18 protein-coding genes and 1 pseudogene are annotated in these 16,257 nt (G+C 42.2%); 14 read left to right on the top strand and 5 right to left on the bottom strand.

Annotation, left to right across the window (positions count from 1 at the left end):
• The first annotated feature begins 92 nt into the window (after nucleotides 1-92).
• The 7 genes from C1T29_RS12780 (at nucleotide 93) to C1T29_RS12750 (ending at nucleotide 5,356) form a co-directional block, all read left to right on the top strand.
• The gene (locus C1T29_RS12780) at nucleotides 93-263 is read left to right on the top strand and encodes a YpmA family protein (RefSeq protein ID WP_003225588.1); all 171 of its coding nucleotides are present in this window, start codon (nucleotides 93-95) and stop codon (nucleotides 261-263) included.
• An 8-nt stretch (nucleotides 264-271) separates the two neighbouring features.
• A complete protein-coding gene (gene tseB, locus C1T29_RS12775) occupies nucleotides 272-757 on the top strand; it encodes a cell wall elongation/penicillin-binding protein regulator TseB (RefSeq protein ID WP_040082796.1) in 486 nt (161 codons plus the stop codon).
• A 22-nt stretch (nucleotides 758-779) separates the two neighbouring features.
• The gene (gene aspB / locus C1T29_RS12770) at nucleotides 780-1,961 is read left to right on the top strand and encodes an aspartate transaminase AspB (protein WP_014664380.1); all 1,182 of its coding nucleotides are present in this window, start codon (nucleotides 780-782) and stop codon (nucleotides 1,959-1,961) included.
• A gap of 142 nt (nucleotides 1,962-2,103) precedes the next feature.
• The gene (gene asnS / locus C1T29_RS12765) at nucleotides 2,104-3,396 is read left to right on the top strand and encodes an asparagine--tRNA ligase (RefSeq protein ID WP_040083776.1); all 1,293 of its coding nucleotides are present in this window, start codon (nucleotides 2,104-2,106) and stop codon (nucleotides 3,394-3,396) included.
• 92 nt (nucleotides 3,397-3,488) lie between these two features.
• Nucleotides 3,489-4,187 carry a DNA replication protein DnaD gene (gene dnaD, locus C1T29_RS12760; RefSeq protein WP_014664378.1) on the top strand — a complete coding sequence of 233 codons (699 nt, stop codon included), beginning with the start codon at nucleotides 3,489-3,491 and terminating at the stop codon, nucleotides 4,185-4,187.
• A gap of 18 nt (nucleotides 4,188-4,205) precedes the next feature.
• On the top strand, nucleotides 4,206-4,865 hold the full coding sequence (gene nth, locus C1T29_RS12755) for an endonuclease III (protein WP_014664377.1): 660 nt from the start codon (nucleotides 4,206-4,208) through the stop codon (nucleotides 4,863-4,865).
• Entirely contained in the window at nucleotides 4,862-5,356 is a 495-nt protein-coding gene (locus tag C1T29_RS12750) for a YpoC family protein (RefSeq protein ID WP_095431527.1), read from the top strand. The genes nth and C1T29_RS12750 overlap by 4 nt, the downstream gene beginning before the upstream one ends.
• A 73-nt stretch (nucleotides 5,357-5,429) precedes the next feature.
• Here C1T29_RS12750 and C1T29_RS12745 read toward each other — a convergent pair whose 3' ends face one another.
• Both C1T29_RS12745 and recU read right to left on the bottom strand, forming a co-directional pair.
• Entirely contained in the window at nucleotides 5,430-8,174 is a 2,745-nt protein-coding gene (locus tag C1T29_RS12745; protein ID WP_095431528.1) for a PBP1A family penicillin-binding protein, read from the bottom strand.
• A gap of 21 nt (nucleotides 8,175-8,195) precedes the next feature.
• Entirely contained in the window at nucleotides 8,196-8,816 is a 621-nt protein-coding gene (gene recU / locus C1T29_RS12740; protein ID WP_014664374.1) for a Holliday junction resolvase RecU, read from the bottom strand.
• 40 nt (nucleotides 8,817-8,856) lie between these two features.
• On the opposite strand from recU, the gene C1T29_RS12735 reads away from it, so the two are divergent.
• Nucleotides 8,857-9,819: a DUF2515 domain-containing protein gene (locus tag C1T29_RS12735; RefSeq protein ID WP_103749631.1), complete on the top strand. Its 963-nt coding sequence runs from the start codon at nucleotides 8,857-8,859 to the stop codon at nucleotides 9,817-9,819.
• 24 nt (nucleotides 9,820-9,843) lie between these two features.
• Here C1T29_RS12735 and sspM read toward each other — a convergent pair whose 3' ends face one another.
• Nucleotides 9,844-9,948, bottom strand: coding sequence for an acid-soluble spore protein SspM (gene sspM, locus C1T29_RS12730; protein ID WP_003225606.1), 105 nt, complete (start codon nucleotides 9,946-9,948; stop codon nucleotides 9,844-9,846).
• A 197-nt stretch (nucleotides 9,949-10,145) separates the two neighbouring features.
• On the opposite strand from sspM, the gene C1T29_RS12725 reads away from it, so the two are divergent.
• Together C1T29_RS12725 and C1T29_RS12720 are read left to right on the top strand one after the other, a co-directional pair.
• A complete protein-coding gene (locus C1T29_RS12725) occupies nucleotides 10,146-10,391 on the top strand; it encodes a DUF5446 family protein (RefSeq protein WP_014664372.1) in 246 nt (81 codons plus the stop codon).
• A gap of 45 nt (nucleotides 10,392-10,436) precedes the next feature.
• Nucleotides 10,437-10,808: a YppE family protein gene (locus C1T29_RS12720; protein WP_014664371.1), complete on the top strand. Its 372-nt coding sequence runs from the start codon at nucleotides 10,437-10,439 to the stop codon at nucleotides 10,806-10,808.
• A gap of 39 nt (nucleotides 10,809-10,847) precedes the next feature.
• Here the strand turns inward: C1T29_RS12720 and C1T29_RS12715 are convergent, their stop codons facing one another.
• Entirely contained in the window at nucleotides 10,848-11,036 is a 189-nt protein-coding gene (locus C1T29_RS12715; protein ID WP_003230690.1) for a YppF family protein, read from the bottom strand.
• A 186-nt stretch (nucleotides 11,037-11,222) separates the two neighbouring features.
• On the opposite strand from C1T29_RS12715, the gene C1T29_RS12710 reads away from it, so the two are divergent.
• A complete protein-coding gene (locus tag C1T29_RS12710) occupies nucleotides 11,223-11,600 on the top strand; it encodes a YppG family protein (protein ID WP_014664370.1) in 378 nt (125 codons plus the stop codon).
• A gap of 20 nt (nucleotides 11,601-11,620) precedes the next feature.
• On the opposite strand, the pseudogene C1T29_RS12705 reads toward C1T29_RS12710, so the two are convergent.
• Nucleotides 11,621-12,041 (bottom strand): annotated as a pseudogene (locus C1T29_RS12705) (Hsp20/alpha crystallin family protein).
• Nucleotides 12,042-12,180: 139 nt separating this feature from the next.
• Here C1T29_RS12705 and C1T29_RS12700 point away from each other — a divergent pair.
• The 3 genes from C1T29_RS12700 to mrfB form a co-directional block, all read left to right on the top strand.
• Nucleotides 12,181-12,687: a PTS sugar transporter subunit IIA gene (locus C1T29_RS12700; protein WP_024571849.1), complete on the top strand. Its 507-nt coding sequence runs from the start codon at nucleotides 12,181-12,183 to the stop codon at nucleotides 12,685-12,687.
• Between the two features lie 102 nt (nucleotides 12,688-12,789).
• Nucleotides 12,790-15,039, top strand: a complete 2,250-nt coding sequence (gene mrfA, locus C1T29_RS12695; protein WP_103749633.1) for an ATP-dependent helicase MrfA — start codon at nucleotides 12,790-12,792, stop codon at nucleotides 15,037-15,039.
• Nucleotides 15,040-15,054: 15 nt separating this feature from the next.
• Nucleotides 15,055-16,257: metal-dependent exonucleaseMrfB (gene mrfB, locus C1T29_RS12690; protein WP_231516495.1), on the top strand; the 1,203-nt coding region annotated here is incomplete at its 3' end.

Raw genomic sequence — 16,257 nt, 5'->3', positions numbered from 1 at the left:
AAAAGCGGTTATTCCCGCTCTGTGATACTAGTATGGCGTGTCCTGAAATGGAGTATGACTAACAATATTTGTTCAAACTGGAGGGTGAAAAAATGGAAAGTAAAATTGAGATTCTTTCAACAATTAATGTAGAGCATTCTGATGATTTGTATAAAATTGTGGACACACTGAATCGGACACTGAAAAGAGACAATCTGATGTTCGGTCTTGCACTTGATGAAGAAAACAAAAACCAAGCCGTTTTTACCATTTATCGTACGTAGGTGAGAAGATGAGAAAAAAAGCATTAATATTTACCGCCATTTTTGGTATTATTTTTTTAGCAGTACTTCTTGTCTCGGCAAGCATTTATAAATCAGCCATGGCACAAAAGGAAGAGGGGCACGAAGCAGCAGCTGCTGAAGCTAAAAAAGAAACCGATCTCGCCAATGTTGATCAAGTCGAAACATTTGTCGGAAAAGAAAAATATTATGTTGTCAAGGGTACGGATAAAAAAGGCACTGCCTTATATGTCTGGGTTCCTGCTAATAAAAAAGCAAAAATTCTCTCAAAAGAAGCAAAAGAGGGAATCTCGGAAGACAAAGCGGCGAAAATCATACAGGATGAAGGGCTGGTTTCAAAACAAAAAGAGGTTCATCTGGCAAGAGAAGGTAACGTTCTGCTATGGGAAGTGACGTACTTAGACAAAGAAGGGCAATACAGTTTAAGTTATGTGGACTTTACAACTGGAAAGATTCTTAAAAATATCACGCCTTAAGACGAATTAGGGGGAGTTCAAGTTGAAACTGGCAAAAAGAGTATCCGCATTAACACCATCAACCACACTGGCAATCACAGCGAAAGCGAAAGAACTGAAAGCCGCGGGCCATGATGTCATCGGTTTAGGCGCAGGCGAGCCGGACTTCAATACACCGCAGCACATTATTGATGCCGCTGTGCGTTCGATGAACGAGGGCCATACGAAATACACGCCTTCAGGTGGCTTGGCTGAACTGAAAAACAGCATTGCAGAGAAATTTAAACGTGACCAGAATATTGAATACAAACCGTCTCAAATTATTGTCTGCACTGGTGCCAAACATGCTCTGTACACCCTTTTCCAAGTGATTTTGGATGAAGAAGATGAAGTCATTATTCCGACGCCTTACTGGGTAAGCTATCCAGAGCAGGTGAAACTCGCTGGCGGAAAGCCTGTTTATGTACAAGGGCTTGAAGAAAATCACTTCAAAATTTCGCCTGAGCAGCTAAAAAATGCGATTACGGAAAAAACAAAAGCAATCGTTATTAACTCTCCAAGCAATCCGACTGGAGTCATGTATACGGAAGAAGAACTGTCTGCGCTTGGTGAAGTATGCCTTGAACATGACATCCTAATTGTGTCTGACGAAATTTATGAAAAACTTACATACGGCGGAAAGAAACATGTTTCCATTGCACAGCTGTCTGACAGACTGAAAGAGCAAACGGTCATTATAAACGGCGTATCGAAGTCACACAGCATGACGGGCTGGCGAATTGGCTATGCAGCTGGAGCTGAAGACATTATAAAAGCAATGACGAACCTTGCTAGCCACAGCACATCAAATCCGACATCAATCGCACAGTACGGAGCGATTGCTGCTTATAACGGACCTTCTGAGCCATTGGAAGAAATGAGAGAAGCCTTTGAACATAGATTAAACACGATCTATGCAAAGCTCGTAGAAATCCCTGGGTTCAGCTGTGTGAAGCCGGAGGGTGCTTTTTACTTGTTCCCGAATGCAAAAGAAGCGGCTCAATCTTGCGGTTTCAAAGATGTAGATGAATTTGTTAAAGCGCTTCTCGAGGAGGAAAAAGTTGCGATTGTTCCTGGATCCGGATTCGGCTCTCCTGAAAATGTCCGTCTTTCTTATGCCACCTCGCTAGATCTTCTTGAAAAAGCGATTGAAAGAATCAAACGTTTTGTCGAAAAACATAGCTAATAGATAAAAAAGCGGCTGACAGAAAGCCGCTTTTTATCTGCATTGACCCGGTTAGTTAAGAGCGGGTATAATAAAGTGATGATAAAAGAGTTCGCGGGGCAATAAGCTTCCGAATGTCTTTCTTGTTTTGGAGGGAAATATGTTGAAAACAACAATCAACCAAGTGTACAAGCACGTAGGTGAGGAAGTAACGATCGGAGCTTGGGTCGCTAATAAGCGTTCAAGCGGGAAAATTGCATTTTTACAGCTTCGGGACGGTACTGGTTTTATTCAAGGTGTCGTAGTAAAAGCGGAAGTGGAAGAAAGCATTTTCCAAACAGCTAAATCAGTGACTCAAGAAACGTCACTCTATATAAAAGGGATTGTCAAAGAGGACGAGCGTTCCCCGCTTGGATATGAACTAGCTGTGACAGATATTGAAGTCATTCACGAAGCGACTGATTATCCAATTACACCAAAAGAACATGGTACGGAATTTTTGATGGATCACAGACATTTATGGCTTCGTTCAAAGCGCCAGCATGCGATCATGAAAATCCGTAATGAAATCATTCGCGCGACTTACGAATTCTTTAATAACGAAGGCTTTGTAAAAGTGGATCCGCCGATTCTGACTGGAAGTGCACCTGAAGGAACAACAGAGCTCTTTGCGACAAAGTACTTTGATGAAGATGCGTATCTGTCTCAAAGCGGCCAGCTTTACATGGAAGCTGCGGCAATGGCTTTAGGAAAAGTATTCTCTTTCGGACCGACATTCAGAGCGGAAAAGTCTAAAACAAAACGCCACTTAATCGAATTCTGGATGATTGAACCGGAAATGGCGTTTGTAGAGTTTGAAGAAAACCTTCAAGTACAGGAAAATTACGTTTCTTTCATCGTGCAATCCGTTCTTAAGAATTGCAAAATTGAATTAAACACATTGGGAAGAGACACGTCAAAACTTGAGCAAATCAAAGCTCCTTTCCCAAGAATCACGTATGATGAAGCGATTGAATTTCTGAAAGAAAAAGGCTTTGACGATATCGAGTGGGGAGATGATTTCGGAGCGCCTCATGAAACAGCAATTGCTGAACACTATGACAAACCGGTATTCATCACTCGCTATCCGACGTCTTTAAAACCGTTCTATATGCAGCCGGCTTCTGACCGTGAGGACGTCGTGCTTTGCGCTGACTTGATTGCACCGGAAGGCTATGGAGAAATCATTGGCGGATCTGAACGGATTCACGATATGGAACTTTTGGAATCGCGTCTTACAGAACATGGACTGGATTCTGACGCATATAAATGGTATGCTGAACTTAGAAAATATGGATCAGTTCCTCATTCAGGCTTCGGTCTTGGATTAGAGCGGACAGTAGCTTGGATTAGCGGAGCGCCTCACGTTCGTGAAACGATCCCGTTCCCAAGACTGTTAAACCGTCTGTATCCGTAATACATTCAAATGAAACAAAAAAGAGTCTCCTGCAAGGGAGACTTTTTACAGTAAAGGGGAAATCACAATCCTTTACAGTAAGAGGTGTGACGATGAAAAAACAGCAATTTATTGATATGCAGGAGCATGGAACATCAACAATCCCCAATCTTCTGCTCACGCATTATAAACAGCTTGGGCTTAATGAAACAGAACTTATTCTGCTGTTAAAAATTAAAATGCATTTAGAAAAAGGATCATATTTTCCTACACCGAATCAGCTGCAGGAAGGTATGTCAATTTCTGTCGAGGAATGTACAAACAGATTGCGCATGTTTATTCAAAAAGGCTTTCTGTTCATTGAAGAATGCGAGGATCAAAACGGCATCAAATTTGAGAAGTATTCTCTCCAGCCTTTATGGGGCAAGCTGTACGAGTATATTCAGCTTGTACAGAATCAAACACAGGAAAGAAAAGCAGAAGGGGAACAAAAAAGCCTTTATACCATTTTTGAGGAAGAGTTCGCAAGGCCCTTATCACCTTTAGAGTGTGAAACGCTGGCGATCTGGCAGGACCAGGATCAGCATGACGCACAACTGATCAAACACGCGTTAAAAGAAGCTGTACTGTCAGGAAAACTCAGTTTCCGCTACATTGACCGGATTTTGTTTGAATGGAAGAAAAACGGGCTGAAAACTGTGGAGCAGGCAAAAATACACAGCCAAAAATTCCGGCGGGTACAAGCAAAGCAGAATGAACCGCAAAAAGAGTATAAAAGGCAGGTTCCTTTTTACAATTGGCTTGAACAATAAAGTGAAAAGGTGACAATCGTGTTAAATCTAAAACAAATTGAATTCTGTTTGGACAAGATAGGTGACATGTTTCCTCATGCGGAGTGTGAACTGGTTCATTCCAATCCTTTTGAATTAGTGGTGGCTGTCGCTTTATCTGCTCAATGTACAGATGCACTTGTAAACAGAGTGACCAAAACATTATTTCAAAAATATAAACGGCCGGAAGACTATTTGGCTGTCCCGCTGGAAGAGCTTCAGCAAGATATTAAATCAATCGGTTTATATCGTAATAAAGCGAAAAATATTCAAAAACTGAGTAAAATGATTATTGAAGAGTACGGCGGAGAAGTGCCGAGGGACCGTGATGAGCTTGTTAAGCTGCCAGGGGTCGGAAGAAAGACTGCTAACGTAGTGGTATCGGTTGCCTTTGGTGTGCCGGCCATCGCCGTAGATACCCATGTGGAGAGGGTCAGCAAACGGTTGGGTATCTGCCGGTGGAAGGACTCAGTGCTGGAAGTTGAAAAGACGCTGATGCGCAAGGTTCCAAAAGAAGACTGGTCCGTTACGCATCACCGCCTTATTTTCTTCGGCAGATATCACTGTAAAGCCCAATCTCCGCGCTGTGCGGAATGTCCGCTGCTTTCTTTATGCAGAGAAGGGCAGAAGAGAGATAAAAAAGGACTGGTGAAACGATGACGCAAGCGAAAGAAGTGTTGGCTTCCTATGAGGAATACTTGCGCAGTCTTGGCCCGGTGATCTCCCCGGATATGAAAGATGTCTTGCTGGTTAGCCCTGTGTATTTTGATTTCAGCACGGAATCTCAAGGTGTTTTGCCATGGGAGGACAGAGGTAAGTATGTTCCGCTTTTATTTAATGTGTGGGAAGACATTAAAGAATCACTTCTGCCTGTCTTTCAAACACGAAAATCGAGATGCGATCAAAATGACATGCTGAAGGGCATTGTGTGTTTGCTTGCTTCGTTTCATTGGACAGCAGGTGAGCGGGTGAAATCTCTTGATTGGGCAGAACTGACGGAGAAATCATTCCCCGTAATGCCGATCAATTGGGCCGAACGAGTGGAATTTATCCTCCTCAAGCCGACTCAATATCATTGCTTTATTCAGCTGGATGAGCTGTTTACTGAAATGAAAAAGCATTTTTATAAATATCATGCGATGAATCGATAAAACCTTCTCTTAAAAGGGGAGGTTTATTTATGAACAAAAAAAGCCATCACCCGAAGGGTGACGGCTTTTTTGTTTAATTTGTTTTTTGAGTTGATGATGAGTTTGTTTGTGCTTTATTAGATGTGTCTGTTTTATTTTTATTCGTGTCAGAACCTGATGAATCATTTTTACCAGAGTTCGAATCACCATCCGATGTATCCTGGTTGTTACTGTTGTCGTTATCGTTTGATTGGTCTTGGTTACTGTTGTCGGACGGATTGGTGTTCGTGTTGTCTTGTTTATTGTCTTGATCGTTTGTTGAATCATCTGTCTGATCTTGATCCGTCTGACCGTCATCTTTTTGAGAATCATCAGTTTGTGTATCATCCTGAGTCTTCTCATCATCTTGTTTTTCATCATCCGTTTGTTGCTGGTCTTTTTTATCTTCATCGTCTTCAGCTTTTGGCACCTCATAGGATGTGGAAGCTGTGCTTTTGCCATCATCACTGACGGCTGTTACTTCGAATTTGTACACAGATCCTGGCTGCACACCCGAAATGACTGCTTCTTTTGCAGAGCTGTTTTGAATTTCCGAGTAGCTGCCGCCATCAACAGATTGCTTAACAGCAAAGGTCGCATCTCCGTCGTAATTCCAGCTTAACGTTAGAGATTGATTGTCTTTATCGTATTTCACGTTTAAACCAGACAATTTAGCTGTTTCCTCTTTTTCTTCTTTCTCATATGTTTTAGAAACAGTAGAAGGAGCTGTGCCTTTAACAAAGTACTCTGTGAGCTTCTTATCGCTTGGCGTATTTGGCCCTGCCAGTTTTGCCGGATTAGAGCCTTTTTCTACAGTGGCTTCCACTACACTGTCAGGCTTCTCAAATGATCCGCTTCCGTCATCGACATCGGCGATGAGTTGGGCGAAGATGCGCTTTGCAATCTGTTGCTCTGTTTTATTTAAAGATTTTTTCCCTATCTTATTTTGAGAATCTACACCTGTCCAAACAGCAGCGGTATATTGAGGTGTATATCCTACAAACCATGAATCTGGTACACCGCCTTGTGCGATATTGTATTTTTGCATATCCGTTTCATCAAAGTTTGTTGTACCTGTTTTACCTGCAACTTCCACTCCCGGAACTTGGGCGAGCTGTCCAGTACCTGTCTTAACAGCTGTTTTCAGCATATCTGTAATCATAAACGCAGTATAATCGCTCATGGCTGACTTTGATTTTGGTGTTAAATCAAGCTTTGTGCCATCGTTAAATTCAATAGACTTTACAAAATGCGGTTCATTATATGTTCCGTTATTTCCGAAGGCGCTGTATGCTCCTGCCATTGTAAGTGAAGAGACACCGACATTCCCTTCTCCGAATCCTCCAATAGAGTAGGATTCATATACAGTATCTTTATCTAATCCCAGCCCAAGTCCATTGGCAAAGTCTACCGCTGTATCTTTTCCGACTGCTTGGAATGCTTTTAAAGCTGGAATATTACGAGATTGTGCCAGTGCTTCACGCATAGACATTGGTCCTTTATATCTGCGGTCAAAGTCTCGAATAGGTGTTCCATCTGAATACGTGTAAGCTGAGTCATCAATTTGCTCATAAGTTGACCATTTTTTATTTTCAATAACTGGACCGTAGTCGAGAATAGGTTTAATGGTAGATCCAGGCTGTCGCTTAGCTTGGGTCGCGTAATTGTAGCCTCCAACCGTAGAATTTCTTCCCGCACCAATCGCGCGGACTTCTCCGGTTTTTGTATCGAGAAGCGTCACGCCGCCCTGCATACCTTCAGTAAATCCGACAGTGTCTCCGTCCATTAATTCATCTAGTTTATCTTGTGCTTTTGTATCTAATGTTGTATAAATCTTTAATCCGTCAGCAGATGGATCGACATCAGATTTTTCATCAATTTCTTTCATGACTTCTTCAACAAACGCGCTGTATTTATTTGAGTTTGTTTTTTCATATTCCTTCTGTGACACAATGCCTTCGTCTTTCACTGCCACTTTTTTCGCTTTGTTGTATTGAGAATCAGAAATGAATCCTTGTTTTTTCATCAGACTGAGGACGATGTTCCGTCTTTTTTCCGCTTTATCCGGGTTTTTAACCGGGTTGTACGCTGTTGGGCTCTGCGGCATGCCCGCCAGTGTGGCAGCCTGTTCGACAGTCAATTTGCTTAAATCTGTGACGCCGAAAAACTCTTCCGCCGCTTTTCCGATTCCGTATGCTCTAGGAGAAAAATAAATCCGGTTTAAATACATTTCTAAAATTTCATCTTTAGAGTAATTGCGCTCCAGCTGAATTGAAAGCCAAACTTCCTGCACCTTCCGTTTTAACGTCTTCTGATGTGAAAGAAGGGAGTTTTTAACGACCTGCTGGGTGATCGTACTTCCGCCTTCAGCTCCGAAGCCGTCTGTAAAGTTGGCAACTAAGGCGCCGCCGATACGGACAGGGTCAATCCCGTGGTGCTCATAAAAACGAGCGTCTTCTGTCGCGATAAAGGCTTCTTTCACAACATCGGGTATTTGATCTATCGGCACGTAGGTCCGTTTTTCAGCGCCGACTTCAGCGATTTCTTTTCCGTTTTTATCGTATATTGTTGATGAATAAGGCGTCTTCAATTTACTTTCATCCAGTTTTGGCGCATCTGAAACCATGACGGCAAATGTAACGGCACCGCCGACAACGCCTAAAACAAACAGAATGAGTAAAGTGAGAAGGGTCTTTTTAAACAATCCGCCCTTTTTCCGTTTTTTTCCTTTTTTTGGTGAAGGACTCGACTTGCTGTTCGCTTTTCGTCGAGCTTCACGGCTGTTAAATTGATCTGACATAACATCTCAACCTTTCGTTAATCAACCTTTCGCACCAGATGATGGCGAAAAATAAAGCTGTTCAATAATACTAATATAATCAATTCTAGGTGCGTATCCAAGAGAAATCGGATAAGCCGCTTCTTCCAACTCATCTTTTCGAATTGATTTTCTGCCGTTTTTTTCTTTTCTGTCCCAGAAATAAAACAGCTTATCGGCTTCCAAAAAATAAACCTGGTCGAAAGCGGATATAATAACAAAACAAATACCGTCTTGAGCCTTTACCTGCTTCATATGTTCGATTTGATGGTCATGGAAATTCTGCAGGGGGAAAGAGGTCTTGTTTTTCGTTTCTTTCGCCTCAAAATCAATATACCGTCCTTTGTAAATCCCATTGTAGTCTGTTGTCGATGATTGTTTAAAATAAGCTTCTTTAATCACTGCGGCACTTCTTTTTGGATAATGGACATTTACAATTTGAACAGGTGTCGGCTTTTTGTGTATAACGGCAATTTGGTTTGTCAGATAATACTTATTCGTTTCGTTTAAGTCATCTTCGAGGGTCATTCCGCGATTACTGTATGACGGGGCCCTTTTCTGACTGCTTTGGGATGAAACCGAATGTTTCGGCTGAAATGTTTTTCCGTTAGGATACCGAATCACTTTCTCATCCTCCTTATTAAACTATTCATAACGGAAGTGATTGAACGTGCAAGAACAACAGACCATCAGTAAGCTTCTGAGCCGGATTGAGCAGCAAACAAAAACAAAAAACGCGGATAACATTTCAAGAACGAACGCTTATAAAGCATTTTATGACCGTCATCCGGAAATCAAATGGTCACTCTTGGCTTCTTTCGTTTCTCGTAATGCCGGCTGGTCAATGACTGACTTAAAAGGCAGTCTGTTTCAGCTTGGACTCCGTGAGAGACAGCAAGAATGGTTCTTTTTAGCCTACGAAAGAGCGAACTGGCTTATTTTTTCGGATGCCTATCCGCAGCTTCTTTTGTACCACTGGTCAAAAAAAGTCGGGAAACCGCTGTTTCATCTTCTGCATGTGTTTGGCGTCTCACAATTTATGTCGGAAGAATGGGACCGTTTTTGGCATGAGCGAAACACAGAGCGGCTAATGTATGCCCTCATTATAAATGAACAAAACACTATCCAAACACCTATTATACAAAATCCTTCGTTTAAAAAGAATGTTTTTGACACGATTCCTTTTTATTTAAGTGACTGGTTTCATTTTAACACCGTTATTTTTCCTTCCTCAGACGGGTTCCTTTACGGCATTTCAGTGAAACGCTTTTCAAAGGCGGAGGAAAGGATAAGGCTGGGAAAGCAGCTGTCTGAATTGCTGTTCAAGCCAGAATTGTTTTCCGCTTTTTATCACTTTTTGCACACAGTGCCGCACACAGGTTCCCGTTTTGATATGGAAAAGATGATCGGGATTACAAAGAGAACATCTCCTATGCTAAGGACATGCTACCCTGAGGTAATCCACTCATTAGACGGAACGAAAACAGATTGGTTTCATGGAAAGATAAAGAAAACGTTCTTTAGGCGCGAGGAATTGCCGAAGCAGATTGAAGTGACAGACTGGTATTTACATAAAAAGCGTCAGCTTCATGCGCTTTTTGCGGTGGAACATTGGCTGAAAAAATAAAGAAGCAAGGGAATTCCTTGCTTCTTACGTAGAAGGGCGGTTCGGGCCGCCTAATTTTTTATCTAAAGAATCGATTGCTTTTGATTCAGTCTTTTTTTGTTGGCCGGCTTTTTTCGGTCTAGTTTTCATACGGCACCTCCTCACAAGTATCGTTTGCATTAAGGAGGAGGATCATACAATTTTTGCGGGTGTTTTTGTCGAAAACTTCAGCTTTTCGTGGAATACCTGTTTGTTTGGCGATTTGCTTCTAGTTTTGTCATGAAGAAGGAAAGAGCCTGGGGAGCAAAGAATGTTAACCGGAGAGACGAGGAAAGGGAGGTACACGAATGTCCGGTTATGTAAGCAAGACAGATATTCTCCGTATGCTTTCTGATATAGAAGATGAATTAACGCGAGCTGAACAAAGTCTGAATCATTCTGTAAATGCATTAGAGGCTGAGATGCGGGAAGCGGAAAACGATCGCCTGAGTGTGCTGGAAGAAGAAATCATAGATCTTCATATTTGTATAAATGAGCTGTATCAATCGCCTGAACACAGGTATGCGTTTGAGAAGGTATACCGCATCGGCTGAATTTACGAGTGAAATTTGGTACGATAGGCATTGAGGTGAAAGGTATTGCTATCACAAACATTGCTGGAAATGACCGAGAAAATGATTGAAGTTGCTGAAAAAGGCGCTGATCGGTATCAGGAAGGAAAAAGCAGTAATCATTCTTATGATTTTTTTGAGACGATAAAGCCTGCAGTTGAAGAGAATGATGAGCTGGCGGCTCGCTGGGCGGAGGGTGCTCTTGAATTGATAAAAGCCCGTCGCCCTAAATATGTGCATAAAGAGCAAATTGAGACCGCAAAAGATAATTTCCTGGAATTGGTCCTTCAATCATATGTTCATCATATTCATAAAAAACGATTCAAGGACATCACTGAGTCAGTCCTTTATACATTGCATGCAGTAAAGGATGAAATTGCAAGAGAAGACAGCCGGTAAAGGCTGTCTTCTTTTAAATTCGTTATAGGGGGCCGGACGTTAATTCATCTCATATGCCGGGCTTTCTGCTCCATTTGCTTCGAGAACCTTCATACTGTTACGAAACTCAGTTATGCTGAGATGTCCTTGAATATAGAGGAACTTGGCAAAGTCCATCAGTTTATTCATACAGTCTGTTTCATATTTCTTCATTTCTGCAAAACGTTTGCTTAAGTATGATACGTTCATTATGGTGCATCCCCTCTCATCTGTATTGAAAATATGGTACCATAATGATTCGACTTTTTTCTGTTTTTAAAAAATTTAAACTTTCGACACAATTTGACAAACACTAATCTTTACTCGTGACACAAACAATAGAAGTCATTCATACATATATAGAAGAGAAATATGTTGAGTTTAGGGGGAATCGCAATGAACAGGAGCTCTCGAAGCTATCCTCGGCAAATGGGCTATTATGATCCTCAGCAAATGCAAGGATATTATCAGCAGGCTGCACCCGGTTATTTGGAGCAACATCTGCCTCAGCAGCATTATGGACAGCAGGATTACTATCAGCCCTATGCTCCGATCCAGCCTATGCCTATGCAGCCGCCTGTATTTTCCAACCCTTATCCTATTCCAAGGCCTAATCAACAGCAGCCTTCGCAATTTCAAAGCATTATGTCGCAGTTCAAAAAAGCCAATGGGCAATTTGATTTTAATAAAATGATGGATACGACAGGTCAAGTGATGAGTGCAATGAATCAGGTCGGATCTTTAATAAAGGGATTTACCAGCTTTTTTAAATGATAGAAGCATGAATAAATCGTTCATTCATGCTTATTTTTTTGGAAAGAATAGTGTCATTGTCTGCTCGTTCCAAGATGTTTCCATCTCTTCTTGGCGAACTTCATAAGGAAGCTGCACCGTTCTTGTCATGCTTGTAAAGGTAGCCTCATTTTGGTGTTTCTGTTTTTCTTGGAGTGTGACATGGAGATACCTCGATTTGACATCAACGATGATTTCGCCATCTCGAAACGTCGCCGGAATGGTAATATCGACATAAAGCCCAGTATCTCTTTCTCTGACATGTATGGTCGTCTGCACATCCTTTAAACTCGAATTGATCAGGTTCTGAAATCCGTTTATAAGGTTGCCGAATGCTGAGGATTGAAAAAGAGTGTCTATTGCCTCCGTTATGATTTCCTCTTTCTTTTGCAGTTCGTTCTTTTTGTCATCATAGAATTCCACTTTTAGCCACCGCCTTTTTTTAACCAGATTATGCGTCTATGCCAGATGTTGTTATAAATTGAAGCAAAATTGAAAGTGTGGTTAAATAGTGGTGAATGAAGGGATAACGGTTGAAGTGAATGAGAAGGGAGAAAACACATTGCTGAAAAAATTATTCGGAATGGGCAAAACTCAAGAAAAAGTGACAGAAGAGGTTATTTATTCTCCGGCAGACGGTACAGTAATGGACCTGTCAGATGTGCCGGATCCAGTTTTTTCACAGAAAATGATGGGAGAAGGAATAGCGGTGGAGCCCTCTAACGGTGAAATCGTTTCTCCCGCTGAAGGTGAAGTCATTCAGATTTTCCACACCAAACACGCCGTTGGCATTCGGACTCGCTCGGGAATTGAGCTGTTAATTCATGTCGGGCTGGAGACAGTCAATATGAACGGAGAAGGATTTACTGCCCACATTAAAGAAGGGGATAAAGTGAAGGTCGGTGACCCGCTGATTACATGTGATTTGGAATTAATAAAAGAAAAAGCGAGCAGCACAGTCATCCCGATCGTTATTATGAATGGTGAGGCTGTAGGATCAATTGTGCCGGCAGGCGAAAAGGCTGCCCGTAAAGGCGAATCAAAGCTCCTTACAATCAAAGCGAAATAAGCAGGGCGTATGCCTTGCTTTTTTTATTCAACTGTATAAAATTTGCACCTAGCCATGCAAACAAATATTCGGTAAACTGTACTTGACAAAGAGGTGTAAAGAATGAAAAAGAAATCACTGACTGAACTCATTTCCGATTTTAAAGGAAATGAAAACGTTGTGAATTGGCATGAAATTGAGCCTCGTGAAGCAAAAACAAGGCCCATGCCTGAAAGTATAGATGAGAGGATCAAAGCTGCCCTTACGAAAAGGGGCATTGATGAACTATATACCCACCAATATTCCGCTTTTTATTATGTGCAAAAAGGAGAAAGCATTGTTACCGTTACGCCAACCGCGTCAGGAAAAACGTTATGCTACAACCTCCCAGTCCTGCAGTCCATCGCCCAGGATGAAACAAATCGGGCGTTATATTTATTTCCGACTAAAGCGCTGGCACAGGACCAAAAGAGCGAGCTAAATGAAATCATCGATGAAATGGGAATTGACATTAAAAGCTTTACATATGACGGGGATACGTCTCCGGCAATCAGGCAAAAGGTGAGAAAAGCAGGTCACATTGTCATTACAAATCCCGATATGCTGCACTCTGCCATTCTTCCGCATCATACGAAATGGGTCAGTTTGTTTGAAAACCTTAAGTATATCGTCATTGATGAGCTTCATACTTATCGGGGGGTGTTCGGAAGTCATGTGGCAAATGTGATCCGTCGGCTGAAGCGGATCTGCCGGTTTTATGGAAGTGATCCGGTTTTCATTTGCACTTCTGCAACGATTGCCAACCCGAAGGAATTGGGAGAGCAGCTGACAGGCAAACCGATGCGGCTGGTCGATGACAACGGTGCCCCGAGCGGACGCAAGCATTTCGTATTTTATAATCCGCCAATTGTAAACAAACCGCTGAATATTAGAAGGAGCGCAACTGCAGAAGTGAATGAACTGGCGAAAGAGTTTCTTAAAAACAAAGTGCAGACCATTGTTTTTGCCAGAAGCAGGGTCCGGGTGGAAATTATTTTAAGCCATATTCAGGAGCTTGTGAAAAAAGAGATCGGGACAAAGTCAATCAGAGGCTATCGGGGAGGCTATCTTCCGAAAGAGCGGAGAGAAATCGAAAGAGGCCTGAGAGAAGGCGACATTTTAGGAGTGGTCAGTACCAATGCCTTAGAGCTTGGTGTTGATATCGGCCAGCTGCAGGTGTGTGTGATGACGGGTTATCCCGGAAGTGTCGCAAGTGCTTGGCAGCAGGCGGGACGAGCCGGCAGAAGACACGGTGAATCTTTAATCATCATGGTAGCCAATTCGACGCCGATCGACCAATATATTGTACGGCATCCTGAATACTTCTTTAATCGTTCGCCGGAATCTGCAAGAATCAATCCGGAGAATTTGATTATTTTAGTAGACCACTTAAAGTGTGCTGCTTATGAGCTTCCATTTAGAGCTGATGAAGAATTTGGGCCCATGGATGTAAGTGATATTCTTGAGTATCTTCAGGAAGAGGCCGTTCTTCACCGCAACGGCGAACGGTATCATTGGGCAAGTGAGTCGTTCCCTGCTTCAAACATCAGTTTGCGTTCCGCATCACAGGAAAATGTCGTCATAGTTGATCAGTCGGATATTGCAAATGTCAGGATTATCGGTGAAATGGACCGTTTTAGTGCGATGACGCTTTTGCATGATGAAGCTATTTATTTGCATGAAGGTGTTCAGTATCAAGTAGAAAAACTCGATTGGGACCATAAAAAGGCTTATGTCAGGAAAGTCGATGTTGAATATTATACGGATGCCAACTTGGCAGTTCAGCTAAAAGTATTAGAAGTTGATAAAACGACAGAAAACAGCCGTACGTCACTGCACTATGGTGACGTCACTGTCAATGCCCTGCCGACCATTTTTAAAAAAATAAAAATGACCACTTTCGAAAATATTGGCTCTGGTCCTATTCATTTGCCGGAAGAAGAACTGCATACAAGTGCAGCTTGGCTCGAAATCAAAACAGCAGACGAAGACATCGGGGAAAAGACGCTGGAACAGCTGCTTCTTGGCATTTCGAATGTGCTGCAGCATATTGTCCCTGTGTATATCATGTGTGACCGAAACGATGTGCATGTCGTTTCTCAAATCAAAGCAGCCCATACCGGATTGCCAACCATATTTTTATACGATCATTATCCGGGCGGTATCGGTTTGGCGGAGGAAGTCTTTAAACGTTTTTCAGACATTAATGAAGCGGCGAAACAGCTGATTACATATTGTCCTTGTGATGACGGCTGTCCGTCTTGTATAGGTACCGAAATAGAAGGGATAAAAGCAAAAGAAAGAATTTTGCGCATGTTGGATCAGATGTCGTAAGGAGGGAGGTTGGATATGTCATTAAAAGGGAAACTCCAGCGTATGAAAAAGCACATGGTGCTCGACGAAGGAGAACAAAAAATAGAAGCTGGCAAACAAGAAAACCACTTTGATGACATCCCGTTTTTAGAAGAGTGGGAGGCTTTTGGCATGGAGCCTTTCTTTTTCGAAGATGAATACTGCCTCATCAGAGAAGTAGAATATCCGCTTTCTCACCGCCATGGGTTATACCATTTTTCTGAGCTTGAGGATGTGATCAAATTATGGAACCAAAGCAGCCTGTCTCATACGTTGTCAGCAAAAGGGTATAACAAAAACAATCTCTTTTTCTTTGATACAGAAACAACCGGTCTTGGAGGCGGAGCTGGGAATACCATTTTTTTGCTTGGCCATGCGAGAGTGTATGAAGACCGAGTGACAGTCAAACAGCATCTTTTGCCTAAGCCGGGGAACGAAGTCGCCTTGTATCAAAGCTTTTTAAGCGAGGTTGACATTACATCACTTGTGACCTACAACGGCAAAGCCTTTGATTGGCCTCAGGTGAAAACAAGGCATACCTTGATCCGTGACAGACTTCCGAAGCTTCCGGAATTCGGCCACTTTGACCTTTTACATGGAGCTAGACGCCTGTGGAAACATAAAATGGACCGTGTATCCCTCGATACGGTTGAAAAAGAAGAGCTCGGCATCCGCAGACTAGAAGACACACCAGGCTACTTGGCGCCGATGCTTTATTTTCATTTTATCAAGGCGCAAGAGCCGGATCTTCTAAAAGGCGTCCTGCAGCATAATGAAATGGATGTGCTATCGCTTATTTCATTGTATATTCATATGTCTAAAAAAATCCTTTCAGAATCACATGCGCCAAAAGAACACAGTGAAGCTTATGCCATGGCCAAATGGTTTATGGCTCATAAAGAGACGGATCAAGCGATCAAACAGCTGGAAAGGCTTATAGAAAAACCGTTTGAGGATCAGGACAGTGCACGACTGGATTTATCGCTCCTGTACAAAAAACAAAACCGCTTGGAAGATGCAGTGCCGCTTTGGGAAAAACTGTCCTGCTCGCAAAATCAGAAGTGCAGATACGCTGCTGTAATAGAGCTCGCGAAATATTTTGAGCATAAGAAAAAAGAATTCGGAAAAGCATTAGAGAAAGAGCTATATATTGAAAGGTTAGAGCAGAATGAAATACAGGGGATAGCATTATATGGTTCA

This window comes from Bacillus sp. MBGLi79, assembly GCF_002953915.1.
This window is presented reverse-complemented; position numbering and strand designations above follow the sequence as displayed.

Bases quoted from the DNA above. Each gene is read 5' to 3' on its own strand.
- C1T29_RS12780 (WP_003225588.1), top strand. From the start codon at position 93: ATGGAAAGTAAAATTGAGATTCTTTCAACAATTAATGTAGAGCATTCT.
- tseB (WP_040082796.1), top strand. From the start codon at position 272: ATGAGAAAAAAAGCATTAATATTTACCGCCATTTTTGGTATTATTTTT.
- dnaD (WP_014664378.1), top strand. From the start codon at position 3,489: ATGAAAAAACAGCAATTTATTGATATGCAGGAGCATGGAACATCAACA.
- C1T29_RS12750 (WP_095431527.1), top strand. From the start codon at position 4,862: ATGACGCAAGCGAAAGAAGTGTTGGCTTCCTATGAGGAATACTTGCGC.
- C1T29_RS12745 (WP_095431528.1), bottom strand. From the start codon at position 8,174: ATGTCAGATCAATTTAACAGCCGTGAAGCTCGACGAAAAGCGAACAGC.
- sspM (WP_003225606.1), bottom strand. From the start codon at position 9,948: ATGAAAACTAGACCGAAAAAAGCCGGCCAACAAAAAAAGACTGAATCA.
- C1T29_RS12725 (WP_014664372.1), top strand. From the start codon at position 10,146: ATGTCCGGTTATGTAAGCAAGACAGATATTCTCCGTATGCTTTCTGAT.
- C1T29_RS12715 (WP_003230690.1), bottom strand. From the start codon at position 11,036: ATGAACGTATCATACTTAAGCAAACGTTTTGCAGAAATGAAGAAATAT.
- C1T29_RS12710 (WP_014664370.1), top strand. From the start codon at position 11,223: ATGAACAGGAGCTCTCGAAGCTATCCTCGGCAAATGGGCTATTATGAT.
- mrfA (WP_103749633.1), top strand. From the start codon at position 12,790: ATGAAAAAGAAATCACTGACTGAACTCATTTCCGATTTTAAAGGAAAT.